20 protein-coding genes and 1 pseudogene are annotated in these 19,239 nt (G+C 29.5%); 14 read left to right on the forward strand and 7 right to left on the reverse strand.

Annotation, left to right across the window (positions count from 1 at the left end):
- Positions 1–93: 93 nt before the first annotated feature.
- The 9 genes and pseudogenes from JNO63_RS05990 to JNO63_RS06030 all read left to right on the forward strand — a co-directional run bounded on the left by JNO63_RS05990 (position 94) and on the right by JNO63_RS06030 (position 8,493).
- Positions 94–891, forward strand: coding sequence for a hypothetical protein (locus JNO63_RS05990; RefSeq protein WP_203127590.1), 798 nt, complete (start codon positions 94–96; stop codon positions 889–891).
- A 16-nt stretch (positions 892–907) separates the two neighbouring features.
- On the forward strand, positions 908–1,666 hold the full coding sequence (locus tag JNO63_RS05995; protein ID WP_203127591.1) for a hypothetical protein: 759 nt from the start codon (positions 908–910) through the stop codon (positions 1,664–1,666).
- A 9-nt stretch (positions 1,667–1,675) separates the two neighbouring features.
- Positions 1,676–2,503, forward strand: a complete 828-nt coding sequence (locus tag JNO63_RS06000) for a SagB family peptide dehydrogenase (protein WP_203127592.1) — start codon at positions 1,676–1,678, stop codon at positions 2,501–2,503.
- Between the two features lie 50 nt (positions 2,504–2,553).
- On the forward strand, positions 2,554–3,123 hold the full coding sequence (locus JNO63_RS06005; RefSeq protein ID WP_203127593.1) for a CPBP family intramembrane glutamic endopeptidase: 570 nt from the start codon (positions 2,554–2,556) through the stop codon (positions 3,121–3,123).
- A gap of 10 nt (positions 3,124–3,133) precedes the next feature.
- Positions 3,134–4,024, forward strand: coding sequence for an ATP-binding cassette domain-containing protein (locus JNO63_RS06010; protein ID WP_203127594.1), 891 nt, complete (start codon positions 3,134–3,136; stop codon positions 4,022–4,024).
- The gene (locus JNO63_RS06015; protein ID WP_203127595.1) at positions 4,024–4,782 is read left to right on the forward strand and encodes an ABC transporter permease; all 759 of its coding nucleotides are present in this window, start codon (positions 4,024–4,026) and stop codon (positions 4,780–4,782) included. The genes JNO63_RS06010 and JNO63_RS06015 overlap by 1 nt, the downstream gene beginning before the upstream one ends.
- Positions 4,773–6,179, forward strand: a complete 1,407-nt coding sequence (locus JNO63_RS06020; protein ID WP_203127596.1) for a YcaO-like family protein — start codon at positions 4,773–4,775, stop codon at positions 6,177–6,179. The genes JNO63_RS06015 and JNO63_RS06020 overlap by 10 nt, the downstream gene beginning before the upstream one ends.
- Positions 6,180–6,736: 557 nt before the next feature.
- A pseudogene (gene tnpA / locus JNO63_RS06025) lies at positions 6,737–7,003 on the forward strand (IS200/IS605 family transposase); the annotation flags it as partial.
- 248 nt (positions 7,004–7,251) lie between these two features.
- Positions 7,252–8,493, forward strand: coding sequence for an aminotransferase class I/II-fold pyridoxal phosphate-dependent enzyme (locus JNO63_RS06030; protein ID WP_203127597.1), 1,242 nt, complete (start codon positions 7,252–7,254; stop codon positions 8,491–8,493).
- Positions 8,494–8,535: 42 nt separating this feature from the next.
- Here JNO63_RS06030 and JNO63_RS06035 read toward each other — a convergent pair whose 3' ends face one another.
- Entirely contained in the window at positions 8,536–10,278 is a 1,743-nt protein-coding gene (locus tag JNO63_RS06035) for a phosphoenolpyruvate carboxykinase (protein WP_203127598.1), read from the reverse strand.
- 272 nt (positions 10,279–10,550) lie between these two features.
- On the opposite strand from JNO63_RS06035, the gene ylqF reads away from it, so the two are divergent.
- The 5 genes from ylqF to topA are packed head-to-tail and all read left to right on the forward strand — an operon-like array spanning position 10,551 to position 15,492.
- Positions 10,551–11,387, forward strand: coding sequence for a ribosome biogenesis GTPase YlqF (ylqF, locus tag JNO63_RS06040; protein ID WP_203127628.1), 837 nt, complete (start codon positions 10,551–10,553; stop codon positions 11,385–11,387).
- The gene (locus tag JNO63_RS06045) at positions 11,384–12,007 is read left to right on the forward strand and encodes a ribonuclease HII (RefSeq protein WP_203127599.1); all 624 of its coding nucleotides are present in this window, start codon (positions 11,384–11,386) and stop codon (positions 12,005–12,007) included. The genes ylqF and JNO63_RS06045 overlap by 4 nt, the downstream gene beginning before the upstream one ends.
- Positions 12,004–12,351, forward strand: coding sequence for a YraN family protein (locus JNO63_RS06050; RefSeq protein ID WP_203127600.1), 348 nt, complete (start codon positions 12,004–12,006; stop codon positions 12,349–12,351). The genes JNO63_RS06045 and JNO63_RS06050 overlap by 4 nt, the downstream gene beginning before the upstream one ends.
- On the forward strand, positions 12,341–13,432 hold the full coding sequence (dprA, locus tag JNO63_RS06055) for a DNA-processing protein DprA (RefSeq protein ID WP_203127629.1): 1,092 nt from the start codon (positions 12,341–12,343) through the stop codon (positions 13,430–13,432). The genes JNO63_RS06050 and dprA overlap by 11 nt, the downstream gene beginning before the upstream one ends.
- Before the next feature lie 5 nt (positions 13,433–13,437).
- The gene (topA, locus tag JNO63_RS06060; RefSeq protein ID WP_203127601.1) at positions 13,438–15,492 is read left to right on the forward strand and encodes a type I DNA topoisomerase; all 2,055 of its coding nucleotides are present in this window, start codon (positions 13,438–13,440) and stop codon (positions 15,490–15,492) included.
- A gap of 24 nt (positions 15,493–15,516) precedes the next feature.
- On the opposite strand, the gene JNO63_RS06065 is transcribed toward topA, so the two are convergent.
- The 6 genes from JNO63_RS06065 to JNO63_RS06090 all read right to left on the reverse strand — a co-directional run bounded on the left by JNO63_RS06065 (position 15,517) and on the right by JNO63_RS06090 (position 19,237).
- Complete coding sequence (locus tag JNO63_RS06065) at positions 15,517–16,197, reverse strand: hypothetical protein (protein WP_203127602.1); 681 nt, start codon at positions 16,195–16,197, stop codon at positions 15,517–15,519.
- 1 nt (position 16,198) lies between these two features.
- Positions 16,199–17,059 carry an ATP-binding cassette domain-containing protein gene (locus JNO63_RS06070; RefSeq protein WP_203127603.1) on the reverse strand — a complete coding sequence of 287 codons (861 nt, stop codon included), beginning with the start codon at positions 17,057–17,059 and terminating at the stop codon, positions 16,199–16,201.
- Positions 17,052–17,420 carry a GntR family transcriptional regulator gene (locus JNO63_RS06075; RefSeq protein ID WP_203127604.1) on the reverse strand — a complete coding sequence of 123 codons (369 nt, stop codon included), beginning with the start codon at positions 17,418–17,420 and terminating at the stop codon, positions 17,052–17,054. Before JNO63_RS06075 ends, JNO63_RS06070 begins: the two co-directional genes overlap by 8 nt.
- A 128-nt stretch (positions 17,421–17,548) precedes the next feature.
- The gene (locus JNO63_RS06080; protein WP_203127605.1) at positions 17,549–17,722 is read right to left on the reverse strand and encodes a hypothetical protein; all 174 of its coding nucleotides are present in this window, start codon (positions 17,720–17,722) and stop codon (positions 17,549–17,551) included.
- A 4-nt stretch (positions 17,723–17,726) separates the two neighbouring features.
- Entirely contained in the window at positions 17,727–18,374 is a 648-nt protein-coding gene (locus JNO63_RS06085) for an ABC-2 transporter permease (protein WP_203127606.1), read from the reverse strand.
- Between the two features lie 11 nt (positions 18,375–18,385).
- Entirely contained in the window at positions 18,386–19,237 is an 852-nt protein-coding gene (locus JNO63_RS06090; RefSeq protein WP_203127607.1) for an ABC transporter ATP-binding protein, read from the reverse strand.
- Positions 19,238–19,239 lie beyond the last annotated feature (2 nt).

Genomic DNA, 19,239 nt, shown 5'->3' on the forward strand with positions numbered 1-19,239 from the left:
ATAAAAAGGGGATGTACATATATGATTAATCTATATAACGATTTAGAATTTTTTCGTTGCACCAAAGCAAACTATCTTGTCAAAAAAGGTAGTATGTCAAATTACTCATTTAATATAATTGACGAAAATAATACTGATGTATTGGAATATATATTTGAAATTGAGAAGTATCCTATAGACGAGGAAAAATTTTCCAATAATGTTAAAAAATATATTGGAGATGAGTCAAAAGAATTTATACAAAAACTTTTAGAATTAGAAGTAATAAGAAGAGTTAACAATGATTCTGTTCTAAATAAAGTAATGGTCATTTCAACAATAGATGATAAAAAACTTATAGAAACTAAACTTAACCAAATGGATTTTATTATGGATGCTTTTTTTGAAATCGAAAATGTATCAGAAGATAATTCAGAGCTAGAAAAGTATATAAAAAACTCAGAAATGATATTAGTTTTCTCTAATAGTTTTAGACCAGATATTTTCTATACAATAAATTCATACATCGTTGAAGAAAATAAAGACGCTATCTTTTCTTATATGGATGGGGATGAAGGAATAGTATTACCTCTATTAGAACCTAAGTACAAAGGGTGCTACAATGACTTTGAACTTTTAAGAGAATCGTCTTTCCATAATTTATTAGAGTATCAAATAATGAAAGAAGAAATTATAAAAAAAAGAACTATGAAAAAAAGTTCTTTTTATTCTGCCATGTTACTTGATTGGTCAATAGTTATAATGAATTTTATAAAAAAACAAACACAAATTAATACTTTTGCTCAATCTATTGACTTTGAAAGAATGCATTTTTCAAAAACAAAACTTTTCCGATTTCCTAAATGTCCTAGTTGTCAAGGTGACTCAAATCTTACTCATCCATTTATATAGAAAGGAGATATAAGCTATGGAGAAGTTATTAAATGAAAATGAACAATACGATGACTTTTCAGGTGAACAGATAGCATCATTTAAAAGATATATAGAAGAAAATGATGTCTTTAATGATAACGTATTTGAAGTTTTCGAAAAAAATTTAGACTATTATGCTTCTAGATATACCAGAGATGAATTTGTATCTTATGCAGAATTATTTCATGCAAACTCAGATTTTTGGAACTCAGATGAGATGGATGAAAATATAAATTTGTATGAAGTATCTGTTGATTGGAGAAATAAAACAGTTCATCCTCATGATTCAGAATATGTAATTAAAGAAGAAAAATACGTATTTATAGATTCTTTTTCCGATAAGATCAAAAAGATTCTTAATAATTTAAATAAAAAAGATATAGAACTTTATTCTTCAGTAGATTTAATTTTTTATGTAGATGGTAGTTTATATCAATATTTACCAAAAAAGAATTTTGTATTTACGTGGGAAAAAAATGGTAAAAATCTTATAGATAAAATTTCTAAAATTTTATCTATGGACTTAACTGATAAGATAGTAATAATTCCTATATTTATACCTATAAGGAAGATGCTATTTCTTGGTGAATATGGTTATAGAGAATCACTCATAGACTATGGTAGAATACTTTCACTAGTTGAACATAGTACTGATGATTCTAAGATTATTCGAAGATTTGAGTCTAGATATATAAATGAAAAATTCCGAATAGATTCAGTTGAAAAAAGTATTATTAGCATTATTACATGTTAAGGAGATAAAATGGAAGGTATAAGACTAAATAAGTATTCAGATCAAATAAAAGAAATTTCTAACAAAATAGCTAATTTACCAGATATAGAGCAAGTTGCTATAATTCATGAAATAATTGACGATACTCCTTACAAGACAAAAGAATATAATAAATATTTACATGATGAATACCATATTTCACATAATAAAGAAAATATAATTAATAGTAATGCTAAAAGAATAAAATTAAAACCTTGTGAAGATATATCAAATTGTGATTTGAAAAAGGTTATAACTCAAAGATATTCTATTCGTGATTATAAAAACGAAGAAGTATCTTTTGAGCAATTCAGTACAATTCTACACTATAGCTTTGGAAAAAAACGTACTGCACGAGGAGCTTATGATCAAAGAGAATATCCTTTTAGATTCGTTAATAGTGCTGGCGGTCTCAACCATCTTGATCTGTATGTATTCGTAAATAAAGTTACTGGAGTAGAAAGTGGAATATATTATTATGATTTTATTAATGATGAGCTCATACAAATTGAACATGGAAATATGAGATTAGCTGAGAAGTATGTCAATTATCAAAATGAATTTACTGTATATTCTAATTTTATAGTAACAATTGTATCAGACTTATCTAGAATAGTTCCTAAATATTATAAGCGTGCCTATAGAATGGTGCATATGGATGCAGGAATTGCAACAGCGTATATGCAATTACTTGGAGAGTATTTAGGCGTATCTTCTTGTATAGTTGCGGGTTTTTTAGAAAATGAATTAGAAAAATTACTTTCTTTAACAGAAAATGATTATCCAATTTCCACTATGTCCTTTGGAATTAAAAATTAATGTTTAACTATTCTCTATTAATCTTTCTGGTATTTCCCTTAGTCCAGAGGATGTTAGATAAGTTAATTCATTCTAGAATTGTAGTGTTGGCCGCACACATACTTATGACAACTAGTCTAGCATTATACATAGTACTACGTTATAAGATGGAATTAATAATGCAGGCAACGAATGTTGAATTTTTATTATGCGTAGGTTTTATCATTATAGGTTTTTTAATTTATATGATAGATTTATTAATAAAAAATATTTTATTAAATGATTTGTTGATACTAGACATAAAATTTTATACTAGTTTTAATGATATATCAATATTAAGATTAATCTTATCCTTGATAATATCAATTGGTGAGGAGTTTATATTTAGATTCCCTATAAGTCAATTAGAATTTGTGAAGGGAGGGTTATTATTTATGCTAGGATCAATTTCATTCGGTATAATTCACTTTTACTTTTCAAAGTATGATGGATTATCTAAAATAGTTATTGGACTTATTTTTGGTATGATTGTTCTAATAACTAAGAATATTTATTATTCTATAATAGTTCATATTACTTATAATATTGCGATTGAATTATTTGGTGGGGTAAATACAAGGAGAAATAGAGATGATGTTTAGGAGTTAAGATATGAATTTAATTGTAGATCATGTAATAAAAAATTACGATAATACTGTGTTAGATAATATAAATCTAGATCTTAAGGAACCAGGTGTTTATCTGATAGCAGGTCCAAACGGTAGCGGGAAAACAACTTTATTGGAGATAATAGCGGGTCTTCGTAAAGCGGATAGCGGAGAAGTTTTAATAAGTGGCTATAAAGCAGGAAGTTTAGAGGCGAAAAAAGAGCTAGGATTCTTATGTCAACAAAATGGTTTGAGAAAAACAATAAAATTAAAGGAAGAAATGGCTCTAATAAAAGATATTTTTCAAATTGAAGTTAATGATATTGATTATTTAAAAAGATTTAATCTGGAAGAATATTATAACAATAAAACAACTACTCTTTCTGGAGGTACAAAAAGACGTTTTTTAACAGCTATTCTTTTTTTAGCACAGCAAAACATTATCATGCTTGATGAACCAGTATCAGGACTTGATACATATAGTAGAGATGAGATTTGGAATACAATTAGAGAATACGGAAAAGAGCATATTGTAATTGTTTCTGATCACTACTTAAATCAAGCAAGACTCTATTCTGATACAATAATTTTACTAGATAATGGAAGAATAGTAGCAAAAGATACTTTTGAAAATATAAGAAAGAAATGTCCTTACGAGAAATTAATTAAAGTTAGACATAACAATGTTGCTCCCATAAAGCAAATCATAGAAGAATTGGGTGGCACTTCCGAAGTTAAAGTATCAGGAACTGTTCATAATTTCTATATAAGAAATAATGTTGATCAGATTCAAAACAAAGTGAAAGATTTAAAAGTATCAGTTCATGATTTGGATTTAGAGGACATATATTTTTATTTAACTGGTAAAAAGAGTCATTCTGAGGAGATTATGTAATGAATAAAATAAAACCATATTTAAAAATGGAAATGATTGCTTTATCACGCGAATATGTTTCCCTTTTCTTTATGATAGTTTTACCTATGGTGCTAACAATAGTTTTTGGTGGTACTTTCGGTGATGAAGTAACCAAGTACGGGCCCGATGTATTAGGGATAGACACAGTAATTCCTGTAAATATAGTATTTTTATTAGCAAATACTGGTTTAATGGGGATTCCAATAACAACGCTTGAAGCAAAAGATCAAGGAGTTTTAAAAAGGTATATGACCTATCCTGTATCTTATGGGATGTATTTCTTATCACTTATGCTAACTTTTATGATTGTTTGTTTGCTATCAACCTCTCTTTTTGTAGCTGCATCTTTTTTAATATATGATGCGAGTTGGTTTATGGATATTAAATCATTACTAATATTCATTGTAGCATATTTTGATATTATGTTTGTATTTTTCATTTTAGGTTATGCATTAGCCTTGCTAATAAAATCAACTAGAACAGCTAGTTTAGTAGCATCGGGAGTATTTATGTTTTTGATATTTACATCTGGGGTTGCTTTGCCAGTAGACTCTTTACCAGAAATTGTACAAAAAGTTGCTCGTGTTTTTCCAATGTATCATTCTATTGAAATAGTTCAAAATGTTTGGATTAATGAATTTTCATTATCTAATAATGGAATAAACTGTCTCTATATGCTTGGTTATACTATAATTGCAATACTAGTACTAAAGAATGTGAGGATAAAATGGGATTAAAGATAAAAGTACAAAATCATAAAAAGATTTCTGAGCCATCAGAATTTCAAGTTGAAGACTTCTTAAATTACAGGGAGATGATGAATTATCTAGGATATTTTAACTTGATAAAAAAATTAGATATAGTTTTAGCTCCATATTCAGAACTACCACTTTTTATAGGCAATTGTGAGTTTTCTAATATAGATTATATTTTTAATTATCTTCTTGGTAACACAGGACAATCATTATCCCTTAGTGAATCTATATTTGCTGGAGGAAAGGGATTCACATACTATAAAGCAATATGTTCATCTTTAGGAGAAGCATTTGAAAGACTTATGGCATGTTTTGAATATTTTGAGCAAGAAAATAATTTGGTAGTATCCTCTTACAAGGACTTAGTCAATAAAAATATTAATGCAGCTAATCCTGCAGACTATTCATTATTTGCAAAAGATCAACATGAAGAAAAAAACTTCTTATTTGATAAATTTAATGAAGATAGCATAATTGGATGGGTTCCGATGAAAGAATACAGAACAGATGAGGAAATTCTATTTCCTGCATCCCTAGTTCTAATGTACTACGTTCAACAAGAAAAAAATGAAGATAGGATAGGTTATTCTACATCGGGGGGGCTGACTTCTCATTTTGAATATAATCGTGGAATTTTACACGGGATAGAAGAAATTATTGAACGCCATGAAATTAATTTATCTTGGTATTGTAAAAATCCTCCAAAAGCAATTATATTAGATAAAGTAAAAAATTCAAAGCTTTTAAAGTTTAAAGAATACATAAGAGATAAAAATATTAATTTTTATTTACATAACGTAGATCAAGAAAATTTTCACGTTGTAACTGCTATGTCTTTTGATGAAGATATGACAAAATATTCTTTTAATGCTGGAGGAGGGGTCTCTAATGATATAGAAAGTGCTATATTATCATCTCTAGAAGAATATATGCAATCGATTAATAATACTAGAAAAATTGTTTACGCTCCAAATTGGATAACATCAAAATTCTCTAACCAAGTTTTAGATGTTCACGAAGGTGATGATCCAAAAAATTTCAAAACTTTTTATCAAGCAGTATCTTACTATGGACTTTCATGTTATAAACGTGAGTTAGATTGGTTTGTTAAAGGAAACGATAAAATTAAATTATCCGAAATACGTAAAGAACAACTAGGTCTTAGCGTTAAAGAATATGTAGAGAAAAATGATATAAAGCCTGTCTACACAGTACTTAAAATGCAAGAGAGATTTAGAAGAATATATATAGCTAAAGTTTATATGAAAGAGTTCTCTACAGCTTTCATTGCAGGAGTCCCGGCTTTAGGTCATAAAGCTTATGAAAAATTCTTACCAAAAGGTGAAAATTTAAATAAGAGAATTTTACCTTTCCCATAATATTTATTAAATAAGTTTTTAGATAAAATCTAGATTAATTTTTCTAAAAACAGAATAATCTTGGTAATACTTTTCTGCTGTAAATAATAAGAAAGGAGAGTCGCTTAATGAAAATTGTAAAAAAAATTGAAGACCAAAAAGACTTCAATGCTAGTGCACTTTCACCAGGTGGATGGTGCTGTAGCTGCTGTTGCTGGTGCTGGGCAAATATATTCAATTAATATATAGTTATATACTGTTAAATTTTTAGGGAATAAAATATAGCAGAAAAGATTACTTATTATGCTTGTCATAATAATAAAATGTCTCCTTAACTTTTAAGCTTAAGGAGACATATTTTATTATTCACTTTAGTGAGTTGAACGAACGAATGTGAGTGAAACAAAAAACCACCCGCTATGCAGGTGGAGGATTTAAGCGCCAGTTTCAAGCCAAAAAATTCTCACTTGATATATAATTGTGATAACCACATGTACAATTAAAACAAGGAGAATTTAATTGAGAAGAATAGTTTATCACACACTAAATGACGATGTAAATATCATGTAGTATTTGCACCAAAATACAGCATATCAGAAATAATGGGATATTTAAAAGGAAAAAGCTCATTAATAATATTTGATCGCCATGCCAATTTAAAATATAAATATGGAAACAGACATTTCTGGTGTAGAGGTTACTATGTTGATATAATAGGACGAAACGAAAAAATAATAAAAGAATATATACAAAAACAATTAAAAGAAGATTATTATATAGATCAAATCAGCTTAAAGGAATACTATGACCCGTTTACGAGTGAGTCAGTAGCAAAGAGCAAATAAATAACTGCTTAAGCAGTAGTTGGGATAGTGTTGCATATGGAGAATACTCTAAGGTCCAGTAGGGGCGTGCTGGTATTAGCGCCTTCTAGGCGCTGTGGAACCTACCAGCTAAACTGGTAGGTTTGGTTAGATAAAAATACCTATTTGATTTATATTTCATAGAGATACTTTATGATTTCTAAATCTTTCCTTTTAAAAAATATTAAAAAATGATACAATATCAAAAATATTAAAATGGGGGAGAGATTATGGCAAAAGATATTATAGCAGACCATGCTAAGTGGCCAAGACTTGAAGATGAAATATTTAAAGTAAATAAAGAATGCAAAGAAGCTATAAAAGCAAAAGGAAGAGATAAGGTCATAGACTCAACTCTTGGAACTTTGATAGATGATGATGGGAATCTGATTGCATTTGATAGTGTCTATGATACATTAAAAGATATGGATAAAAAATCAATAGCAAGCTATGCGGCCATTGAAGGTGGTGAGGCATATCTTAATCTATTAGTTGATAATTGTTTTGGACCTTATAAACCAGATTCTTATATTAAAGCTGTTGCAACTGCTGGTGGTACAGGAGCCATTAGACATAGCATTTGGACCTTTTTAAACCAAGGCGATTATGTGATTTGTCCAAACTGGTATTGGCCAGCTTATTCTACAATGTGTGAAGAATTTGATAGGGAATTTAAAACTTATGAGTTTTTAGATGAAGATTTTAACTTCAATCTAGAAGAGTTTACAATTACTTTAGATTTTGCCTTAGAGAAAAGAGATAGGGTCCTTTGTGTATTTAACTCTCCTGCCAATAACCCTACTGGTTTTAGTATAGATGATGCAATGTGGGATAGGATTCTTGACGTAATAAGAAAAAGAGCGGTTTCTGGTAAGTTTATCTGCATTCTTCTTGATGTTGCTTATATAGAATTTGCAGGGGATGGATCTCAAAAGAAATTCTTTCAAAAATTTTCATCTTTGCCAGAAAATATCATAACAACAATTGCCTATTCTATGAGTAAATCCTATACAGCTTATGGAATAAGGACAGGTGCTTGTATAATAATTTCATCAAAAGAAGATATTGCAAACAGAGCCTTTGATTCGATGAAACATTCAAACAGATCAATCTGGTCAAATATAACCCATGCTGGCATGAATATATTAGTTGATATAGAAAGTGATGAAAAGAAGAAAAAATCTTATGAAGATGAGCTTATTGCAAATAGACGTTTGATTGAAAAAAGAGCTAGTGCTTTTGTAGAAAGTGCAAAAGAGGTGGGCCTTATTCATCTGCCATATTTTGGAGGATTTTTCATATCAATTCCATGTGAGAATCCAAAAGAAGTTGCCGAAAAATTAAAGGAAAAAGATATGTATATAGTTGCAAATAAAAACGGACTAAGATTTGCAGTTTGTGCAGTAAGTGAAGAAAAATGTAAAATTTCACCAAAGCTTATAAAAGAAGCTATTGATAAGGTAAACAAATAGAACAAAAACTCAAGCATATTATTTTGCTTGAGTTTTTTTATTTTACATATTTTTAATTAGTTCAAAGAGTTCGATAGCAGCAGCTTTTGGTCCTGCAAATTGCATATTATCAAGTGCTAATTGAGTTCTTATAGTTCCTACCTTAACCTTATTTTTATATAAAGTTTCAAAATATTGGTCTAATAACTTGTCACATTCTTCCATTTTTTGAACAGGACCAAATGGATTTGCAAAATAAGTTTTAACAAGACCTGTTTCTGTAGTAGTTCCTTTGGCAAGTCTTCCACCTCTTTTAAAGATTCTTAAGGCTTCTTTTTTATCATCAATTATTTCTAGTGAAGACTCATTGTCTAAAACTGCTGAGTAGTTATCTGCATAAAGGAAAAAGTCAACTTCATATCCCTTATTTATTTCCTCAAAACTTGCCACAGGCATTATAAGTCTAGAGTTTACTTTATCAGGATTCATAAAAATTGATCTATCAATTTGCTTAAAGGCATAGCCTGCATCAAGGTCATCAAGCCTTACAAAAGCACCTATTTCTGTACCATAAGCATAAACTTTACCATCTTTTATTCTAAATGATCCCATATCATCAAAAACTATGGTCATCTCTTTTATATAGTCTTTGGCAAGAGATCTAAAGGCTTCTATTGATTCACTTTTTCCTGCTCCGCTATCACCAAGGATTACTATATTTACTGTTTTATCATTTTGTAAAACTATTGAAAGACCAGCACCGTGTATTGGTAAATATCCTTTTTTGATGTTTATTACATTGTTTAAGGTTAGGACCATTTTTTTAAGATAACCAAAATAATCAATCTTATCGCTGTAGGCAATATAGCCAACATATAATTTATTTTCCTCATCATAGTAGAAAGAATTTTTCCTATCACCCTTATCTTTTGGTCCATAAATATAAATGGCATCTGGATTTTTTTCTTCAACATCTTTAACATCTGCTAGCTCAAATAGGTTGGATGCTGAAACTCCATGGGTAAGAAGGTCTCTATGAAAATATATATAGATTAAATTATCTCCTACCTTTGCTGGATAGCAGAAGAAATGGTCGTAATTTATATCTGTATCAAATATTGGGTTTTCGTAAACTTCTTCAAATATTCCATCTCTTTTATTTGATTTAGTATAGGTAATATATGGAGTTTCAATCATAACTTGAGTTATAAAAGGTATTTTATTTAAGTCTTGATAAATTTCTGGAAAGTCCTTATCAAAATATCTTATCATAATAGAAGCATCAGCTGCTGCAGGTACTTGCCTATAGACTTTTGGCCATTCTCCTATGATAGACATTTCAATTCTTCTGTAGGCTTGTAGGATCATATTTTTTAATTTTTCATTGATCTCAACAAAATTTACAACTCCAACTCCACGAGAATCTTCTTTTTGTTCTATGATTGAGTATCTTTCAAGATTTCTCCAATAGTTATAAAATTCTTCAACTATCTTTAATAGTCCATCTTTTTCCTTGTTTAGGTTATGATATTTGTTTATTTTTGAAGAAACTTCGTCAATATTCATAACTGTAAGTAGCTTTAGGATATCAACTAATTCTCTTGAAAGAGAGTCAACAGATGAATTAATAAAAAATTGTTCTATGTATGCGTAGACCCTTGATGATTCTTCTTTGTGATAGTTTATAAATGATTTTGTTAGTTCAAAGAAAGAATCGCTATTTAAAAGTTCGTTGATATCATTAAAAAATTGTTCCGATAAGTTTAAAATAGCCTTGTTTCCTGTAATAGAAAATTCTTTACTCATTTTCTTCTCCATTCTTTATTCTTTTCTACTTTTTATTGATAATTTTTATTAATTGTATATCAAAGTTCGGTTAAAAACAAGGATAAAAATTAAAAATAATAAATCTCAGTTATTATAAGACTTATCTATTAAATAATTAAATTAAGTGCATCAAATATAGCTTTATACTATATAAATTGGTACACTTTTTAAGTACAACAAATTAACTAATTCTAGATAAAGACAATATATTATGTATAATATATTTAGAAAATAAGGAGAGTATTATGGCAATGAATATAAATTGGTATCCAGGTCATATGAAAAAGACCAAGGAAGAGATTCAAAATAACTTAAAACTAGTAGACATAGTTTTAGAAATAATAGATGCCCGCATACCAGAATCATCCAGAAATCCTATGCTTGATGAGATTTTGGGAGATAAACCACGTTTAATAGTGATGAATAAATCAGACCTTGCCGATAATAAGGTAAATAGAATGTGGATTAATAAATTTAAGGGGGAGGGTATACCTGCTACACTTATGAATTCAAAAGAAAAAATAAATGTCTCTAGAATTTATGATTTAGCAAAGGCAGAACTATCTGAAAAATTTGAGCGAATAGAGGCAAAAAATATTGAAAATAAAGTCATCCGCATGATGATAGTTGGTATACCAAATGCAGGCAAATCTACCTTTATAAATAATATTGCAAAAAGAAAATCTGCAAATGTAGGAAACCGCCCAGGTGTTACAAAAACTAAGCAATGGATAAAAACAAATGCAAATATTGAACTTCTAGATACTCCTGGGGTTTTATGGCCAAAATTTGATGAGGAAACTGGACTAAATTTATCATATACCCATGCCATAAAAGATGAAATTTTAAATATTGAAGACCTAACTCTTAAGTTTTTAGAAAAAATGAAGGAAGATTATCCAGAAAATCTAAATGAAAGATATGGTATAGATCAAGAAAAACCAGCCCTAGAAATCTACGAAGATATTGCAAGAAAACGTGGTGCAGTCACAAAGGGTGGAGATTTTGACTACACTAGAACTGCAAACATAATTTTAACAGACTTTAGGTCAGGCAAACTTGGAAGAATCACACTAGAACGCCCATGAGATATTCAGAATATAATGATCAAATAAAAAAACAAATATACGAAAAATATACTTATATAGCAGGAGTGGATGAAGTAGGCCGTGGGCCCTTGGCAGGACCTGTTGTAACCTGTGCTGTAATTATGAAAAAAGATTCCAATATCGAAGGCGTAACTGATTCTAAAAAGCTAAAACGTAAGAAAATGTTAGAATTAAAAGAGCAAATCTTAGATGATGCTCTTGCAGTTTCTTATGGCTATGCCAATAATAAAGTGATAGATAAGATAAATATCAGACAGGCGACCCTATTTGCGATGAAAAATGCAGTTGAGAATTTAAATATAAAGCCAGAAATTTTGCTAATAGATGCAGAAAGAATTGACTCAAATATCCCTCAATTAAATATTGTAAAAGGAGATTTAAATGAGTATGCCATCTCTTGCGCGTCAATTTTAGCAAAGATCCGTAGGGATGATATTATGATTAATTTTTCAAAAATCTATCCAGAATATTCCTTTGATACAAATGTAGGCTACGGAACAAAAAAACATTACGAGGCTATTGATAACAACGGAATTACACCTATTCATAGGCTAAGTTTCTTAAAAAAATACTATGCAAAACAGGAAAGTTTTTTATGAGTGAAAAAAGAAAAATAGGGAACTTAGGAGAAGAAATCGTTGCAAAATTTTTAATCGAAAATGGATACGAAATACTCGACCGTAATTACCTAAAGCCCTATGGAGAAATTGATATTGTTGCTATGAAAAATGATATAGTATGTTTTGTGGAAGTAAAAGCTAGAAAAAATATAAAATTTGGCTATCCCAGAGAAGCAGTAAACTTTTATAAACAACAACGCATAGCCAAGGCTAGCCAAACTTATCTAATTGAGAATAATCTTACAAATTATATAATGAGATTTGATGTTGCAGAAGTATTTACCGAAAGTAGAAAGATAAATTATATTGAAAATGCATTCTAAATATACAAATAGAGAAATAATTTTATACCTAAACTACATATTTTTGGATAATCGTATCATTTTAAAGATTAATGAAACAATAGGCTTTGATAATTTTTTTGAGAAAACTAGATTAGATTTTGATTTTTTAACGGATAAATCTTATGAAAAAATATTTAATGCTAAATCCATGGCAGATTTTAAAGAATATCATGAAAAAGTTATTAAATATGGCTATAACTACGTAACTATTTTAGATGAAGATTATCCAGAAAACCTTAGATATATTGAAGATAGACCTTCTATATTATTTTATAAAGGTGAACTAGATCACGAAAAAGATAAAAACTCCATTGCCTTTGTTGGCGCACGTAAATGCACTGATTACGGCAAATGGGCTTGTAAAACTTTAAGCCAGGGAGTTTCATCAGCTGGAATTACAACGGTATCTGGACTTGCCTATGGTATAGATGCAGTTTGCCACAAATCCACACTAGAAGTATCTGGTAGGACCATAGGTATAATCGGTTGTGGAATAGATAAGATATATCCTAAACAAAACCGTAATTTATATCAAGAACTAGAAAATAAGGGACTTATATTATCAGAATTCCCCCTAGGAACTGAACCAAAACCTTATAATTTCCCAAGAAGAAATAGAATTATATCCGGTATTTCGCTTGCAACAGTAGTTATTGAAGCAAAAGAAAAATCTGGAACCATGATTACAACTAGGTGTGCTTTAGAGCAAGGCAAAGAAGTCTTTGCAGTGCCTGGAAATATAAATTCTATTTATTCTAAGGGTACAAATAAACTTATCCAAGAGGGTAGCAAATTAATTACAAGTGCTGATGATATCCTAGAAGAACTTGATTATCTATTGGATATAAATCAAATAAAATCAATTACTGATTACTCATCACTTGCAAATGATGAGCTAGAAATAGTAAGATATATCGAAGAAAATCCAAATACTACTGCAGACTTACTTGCAGCAAATTTATCATATAATATAGATGAAATTAATTATCTTTTAACATCGCTCGAACTTAGAGATTATATAGAAAATATTGGAAATAATGAATTTACAACAAAGAGGTGAAAAGCTTGGCTAAAAATTTAGTGATAGTAGAATCCCCAACAAAAGCAAGATCGATTGGTAAGATGCTTGGTAGCAATTACAAGGTAATGGCTACAGTCGGGCACTTGCGTGATTTACCAAAGTCAAAATTTGGTGTAGATATAGAAAATAACTTTGAACCTGAATACATAAAAGTAAGGGGCAGAGCAAAAACTATAAATGAACTTAAAAAAGAAGCAGATAAGGCGGACAAAGTTTACTTGGCAACTGACCCGGATAGGGAAGGTGAAGCTATAAGCTGGCATTTGGAATATCTATTGGGACTTGATCCAGATGATAAAAATCGTGTGGAATTTCATGAAATTACCAAAGAAAATGTAAAAAATGCCATAAAAACTCCAAGGCAAATTGACCAAAATCTAGTAGATGCTCAACAAGCTAGAAGGGTTATGGATAGGATAGTAGGTTATGAAATTAGTCCGATTTTGTGGAAGCGAGTAAAATCTGGACTTTCAGCTGGCCGTGTGCAATCAGTTGCTTTAAAATTAATTGTAGAAAAACAAAAAGAAATAGATGCCTTTGTACCAGAAGAATACTGGACAATCACAGCTGACCATGATTATGACAATACAAAATTTATATCAGAATTTTATGGTAAGCCTAGCAAAAAGGTAAAAATTTCAAACGAGTCTGGGGCTAATAAGGTCTTAGATGCCATAGATAAGGACAATTTTAAGGTAGTAGAAGTTAAAAAGACCAAAAAATCTCGTAAACCACCAAAACCTTACACAACATCAACACTCCAACAAGATGCTTCAAACAAATTGGGTTATTCTACAAAATACACCATGCAATTGGCCCAACAACTATTTGAAGGTATAGATGTAGGAGATGGGTCTGTTGGTTTGATTTCTTATATGAGAACTGACGCTACAAGAATTTCATCAGAAATTGTGGGAGAGTCTTTAAAATATATAAAAGATAAGTACGGAGATAAGTATGCTGGAAAGGGCAATAATCATGGCGGCAAGAAAAAAGGCAGCCAAGATGCCCACGAAGCCATCCGACCAACATCAATTTTTAGAGATCCTATTTCAGTAAAACCATATTTAACCGATCAACAATATAAGCTTTACAAATTGATTTGGACAAGGGTTGTTCAATCGCAAATGACTGATTACGAATACCTATCAACCACAATAAATTTTGATAATAATAACTTGATTTTTAAATCAAATGGTAAAATCACTATTTTTGAAGGATTTAACAAAATAAGTGGGGGACTTGAAAATGAAAATATCCTCCCAGAGCTTAAAGAGGGAGATGTAATATCTGCCACAAAAATTAAAAAAGACCAACACTTTACAAATCCACCAGCCAGATATACTGAAGCAAGTCTTGTAAAAGTCCTTGAAGAATTTGGCATTGGCCGTCCTTCAACTTATTCAGCTACGATAAATCAAATTGTAAATAGAAACTATGTAGAATACGAGGGCAGATCCATTTATCCAACAGAACTTGGTTTTACGGTAAATGACTTTTTACAAGAAAATTTTGATGACATAATAAATGTAGTATTTACCGCAGATATGGAAGACCAACTAGATAAGATTGCCGAACATAAAATCTATTGGAAAGATGTATTGGGCAATTTTTATACTGGTTTTGAAAAAGACATGAAAAATGTCAAAAAAGATGATACAGATTATAAGGTCAAAGATGAAGTTTTGGATGAAAAATGTCCAAAATGCGGCCATGCACTTGCTATCAAACACGGTAGAAATGGTAAATTTATTGGTTGTACCAATTTCCCAGAATGTGACTTTACAAAATCAATCGTAAAAACTACTGGGGTTACTTGTCCAAAATGTAAAACTGGAGAAATTATCGAAAAAGTCAGCAAAAAAGGTAAAAGATTTTATGCCTGTGACAACTATCCAAAATGTGAATATGCAGTATGGGATCCACCAACAGGTGAAACTTGCCCAGAATGTGGCGACCTTTTAGTTCATAAGAAAAATAGAAAAGTCGATGAGATAAGATGTGCTAACTGTGATTATATAAAAGAAAAGAAGAGATGAGAATAATTTCTCATCTCTTTTAATTTAAAATCTTACATCTATTTTTTTTATTACATAAAATCTAAATGCTTGGCTGATAATTACTAGTAGAAGGCTTAACCATAAGCTATTATTAAAAGCATTAACGATTATGGAACTTGAGTTAAATGTGATTGAAAGTGCAAGTCCTATAACACATCCAATAATTGGGTTTACTTTTAGTAAGTAGGAAATAACTGATGCAATTACTGTTATGCTTAAAAAATTTAAAACAAATTTCAATAATGCTTCATTTAAAGATAAGTTCATAATTGTCTTACTTAGAGATTCTTCCTCAAAACCAGGACTATTAATATATACTCCCACTATAAAATCTACGATAAGCTTTAATATTATTATTGCTATTATTGAGATAATAATATCCTTTAAAAGCAATCCCCAGGCAATATCTTCTCTTTTATTTCCTAGTTTGCTAGCAGTTGGGAGAATATCACCCATGGATTGGGCTTGTGACATAGCTACTATAACAACTATGGCTACTATCATCATTCCGCTTAAAATCAATAAAATTGTATTAAATCCACTAGTTCCGCTATCCTTCATGATTTCTTGGCCTAAACCAAAGTATAATACCAAACTGCCGAATATAATACCAATTAAGGCACCTACTAGCCCTCTTAAATCTAGCCTCAAAGAAGCTTTTATAACTTTTGTAATTCCATTCATATTAAACCTCCATATTTAATGACTTAAATAACTCATCAAGTGGCATTGGCTGAACGAGAGCTTTTGCCCTCAAGTTTTCAAGTTCAGCTCTAGTAAATCGATCATAAACATATGCTATAACTTGTCCGCCTATATTTTTTGTATGTATGACATTTTTATCATCTAGTAAGCTAGAATCATTAGGATTTAGAGTTATTTTTAGAGAATTTTCTGACAATGCTTCTATAGAATCGTTGATTATAATTTTTTGACCCTTTAAAATTATCACATCATCTGCAATTTTTTCTATGTCATTTAAAATATGTGATGAAAGGATAATGGTTGAATTGTCACTATCTTGGTAGGTTAAAATCTTATTGTAAAGAATATCTTTATTTATTTCATCAAGTCCAGTAGCTGGTTCGTCTAGAAATAGATATTTTGCTCCAGATGATAGGCCAATTATTGTCCTAAATAGAGATTTATTACCAAACGAAAGCTTATCATATCTTTTCTTTTTATCAATATTAAACAAACTCATCAATTCGTCAAATCTTTTCTGATTAAAATTAGGGGATAGACTTTTAAAACTGCTAAGTAAAGTTTTTATTTTTTCACCATTTTGATTTTCAGTTATAAAATCATCGCTGATTATTGCTATGCTTTCCTTAAATGATTTATCATTTTTAATGTCAACACCATTAATTTTTACATTGCCCTCATACTCACATATTTGATTTGATAGGATCTTCATCAAGGTAGTTTTACCTACACCATTTCTGCCCACAAGTCCATAAATTTTTCCATTTTCTAAAGTTAAATTTATTCGATCAAGGACTAGTTTATCCTTATAGGATTTTTTTAGATTTCTAACTTCAATCATTAGATAGCTCCTTATAATTTTTCTCAATTTCTGCAATCAACTCATCTTGACTTATGCCTAACATTTGAATATTTTTTATCAAATCTGGTAGGATATTGGTCAAATATTCATTTTTTCTTTTTTCACTAATAATTTTTTTTGCATCACTTGTTACAAACATGCCCATTCCTCTTTTTTTGTAAAGTATTCCTTCATCAACCAAAATATTAAGTCCTTTCCTAGCCGTAGCTGGATTTATACCATATATATTAGCAAAATCCGTCGTAGAAGGGGATTGGTCTTCTGGATTTAAAAGTTCATCTAGGATTTGATTTTCTACCATTTCTGCTACTTGTTCAAAAATAAGTTTATTAGAATCCATTCATACAGCCTCCTTATCAGTTAGTTACTTAAGTGACTAACTAACTTAATTTAATTATAGCATCTCATTTTTAATTGTCAACTTATTTTTGCAAAAAAAAAAAGAACTATCTTTATTGATAGTTCTTTTTATAAATTATCATTATCAATTTTACTCACAATAATTAATATAAGGCCAATCCCCAGTGATGATAATTGAATAATTCCATTTATAGGAATTATGTGGAGTATTCCTAGAATGGCTCCCGAGATTGCTATAAATTTACCTACAAAATTTAAATTTTTTCTTGATTTATCATCCATTTTTCTACTCCTTTTTCTTAACGATATTATTTGAAATCGTAAATGAGATATATCCTACTAATATGCTTACTAATAAAAAAGTTATGATAGAGACCCATATATTACTTTTGAGATAGCCAATAATTTCTATTAGATTATTTGATACATCTGTGTATATATATAATGAAGCTCCTAAAACATAAAATATAACAGGAATTATAGAAAATAATCTAACCTTAATAGTGCCGTATCTATAATACAAAGGAAGTTGTAGTGAGATTAATATCACATAGAAAATCATACCTAATATGATAGCACAAATTATTTCTTCTGAGCTTGAAACTGTTTTTTTAATAATTAGTACTAATATTAATCTTAGACATACGCTAAGTATAATTCCAATAAAACCAATTATTATCATCAAACCATATCTTGAACTAATAAAGTCATTTGTTGATACAGGAAGTGATCCATAAAATTTATCTAGATTTTCATTTGTATCAACTTCAAATGGGAGGGATGTTAGTTTCATAGCCATAAGTGTAGCTGCTAATAAAGCAGAAAATATTATGCTACTTGATTGTATGGTCATAATTGATGCTATTAACATATAATATAAAATTGGCAAAAGATATGATTTTATTAAATGCCACTGAATTTTAATTGTAGACATCCTTATCTCCTTTATTTATTCTTATTTTTAAAAATCATTATTTCTTCAATACTAGGACTTAATATTTGAAAATCATCATTTTTAAAATTCGATATATTTTTTGTTTCAATTAATGATTTAAAGCCATAATTAGAAGTTTCATTAGCTATCATAAATTTTTCTATACCTTGGCTTAATTTAGATTTTGGTCCTTGTACAATACGGTAATTTTCTAGAAACATATCTTTTGTTCCACTATAATCAATTTTTCCTTTATTTAAATATATGATGTAGTCAGCTATTTTTTCTAAATCATTGGTAATATGAGTTGAAAATATAACACTATTGCTTTCAGTTTGTACGAATTCTTGTAGTATTTCAAGTAATTCATTGCGAGATATAGGATCAAGTCCAGAAGTAGGCTCATCAAGTATGAGAGTTTGTGAATTATGAGCTAGGGCAACTGCTAGCATCAATTTCATTTGCATGCCTTTTGATAAGGAAGATATAGTTTTTTCTTTATCAAGATCAAATATATCAAGGTAATCCATATATTTTTTATGAGACCAGTGATTATAATATGGACTTATAGCTTCTTCTAGTGTTTCAGGTGTCCAAAAGGAGGGAAAAAAGTTTGAATCAAGTACGATCCCAATTTTATCCTTATAAATGAAACTTTCGTCATTTATTTTATTATCATCCACATATATAGAACCACTTTCAGTTTTTATAATATTTAAGATAGAATTAATTAAGGTGGTTTTACCGGCACCATTTCCACCAATAATCCCCGTTATATAACCCTTTGGAAAAACTGTCGATACATTTAATTCGAAATTTTTGTATTGCTTAATTAACTTATCAATTTTTATTAGACTATCCATAT

Source organism: Anaerococcus sp. mt242 (assembly GCF_016798225.1).
Taxonomy (GTDB): Bacteria; Bacillota; Clostridia; order Tissierellales; family Peptoniphilaceae; genus Anaerococcus.

Bases quoted from the DNA above. Each gene is read 5' to 3' on its own strand.
- dprA (WP_203127629.1), top strand. From the start codon at position 12,341: ATGCATTCTAAATATACAAATAGAGAAATAATTTTATACCTAAACTAC.
- JNO63_RS06010 (WP_203127594.1), top strand. From the start codon at position 3,134: ATGAATTTAATTGTAGATCATGTAATAAAAAATTACGATAATACTGTG.
- JNO63_RS06015 (WP_203127595.1), top strand. From the start codon at position 4,024: ATGAATAAAATAAAACCATATTTAAAAATGGAAATGATTGCTTTATCA.
- JNO63_RS06020 (WP_203127596.1), top strand. From the start codon at position 4,773: ATGGGATTAAAGATAAAAGTACAAAATCATAAAAAGATTTCTGAGCCA.
- JNO63_RS06045 (WP_203127599.1), top strand. From the start codon at position 11,384: ATGAGATATTCAGAATATAATGATCAAATAAAAAAACAAATATACGAA.
- JNO63_RS06000 (WP_203127592.1), top strand. From the start codon at position 1,676: ATGGAAGGTATAAGACTAAATAAGTATTCAGATCAAATAAAAGAAATT.
- JNO63_RS06035 (WP_203127598.1), bottom strand. From the start codon at position 10,278: ATGAGTAAAGAATTTTCTATTACAGGAAACAAGGCTATTTTAAACTTA.
- ylqF (WP_203127628.1), top strand. From the start codon at position 10,551: ATGAATATAAATTGGTATCCAGGTCATATGAAAAAGACCAAGGAAGAG.
- JNO63_RS06085 (WP_203127606.1), bottom strand. From the start codon at position 18,374: ATGTCTACAATTAAAATTCAGTGGCATTTAATAAAATCATATCTTTTG.
- JNO63_RS05995 (WP_203127591.1), top strand. From the start codon at position 908: ATGGAGAAGTTATTAAATGAAAATGAACAATACGATGACTTTTCAGGT.
- JNO63_RS06005 (WP_203127593.1), top strand. From the start codon at position 2,554: ATGTTAGATAAGTTAATTCATTCTAGAATTGTAGTGTTGGCCGCACAC.
- JNO63_RS06030 (WP_203127597.1), top strand. From the start codon at position 7,252: ATGGCAAAAGATATTATAGCAGACCATGCTAAGTGGCCAAGACTTGAA.
- JNO63_RS06065 (WP_203127602.1), bottom strand. From the start codon at position 16,197: ATGAATGGAATTACAAAAGTTATAAAAGCTTCTTTGAGGCTAGATTTA.
- JNO63_RS05990 (WP_203127590.1), top strand. From the start codon at position 94: ATGTCAAATTACTCATTTAATATAATTGACGAAAATAATACTGATGTA.
- JNO63_RS06080 (WP_203127605.1), bottom strand. From the start codon at position 17,722: ATGGATGATAAATCAAGAAAAAATTTAAATTTTGTAGGTAAATTTATA.
- JNO63_RS06050 (WP_203127600.1), top strand. From the start codon at position 12,004: ATGAGTGAAAAAAGAAAAATAGGGAACTTAGGAGAAGAAATCGTTGCA.
- JNO63_RS06090 (WP_203127607.1), bottom strand. From the start codon at position 19,237: ATGGATAGTCTAATAAAAATTGATAAGTTAATTAAGCAATACAAAAAT.
- JNO63_RS06070 (WP_203127603.1), bottom strand. From the start codon at position 17,059: ATGATTGAAGTTAGAAATCTAAAAAAATCCTATAAGGATAAACTAGTC.
- JNO63_RS06075 (WP_203127604.1), bottom strand. From the start codon at position 17,420: ATGGATTCTAATAAACTTATTTTTGAACAAGTAGCAGAAATGGTAGAA.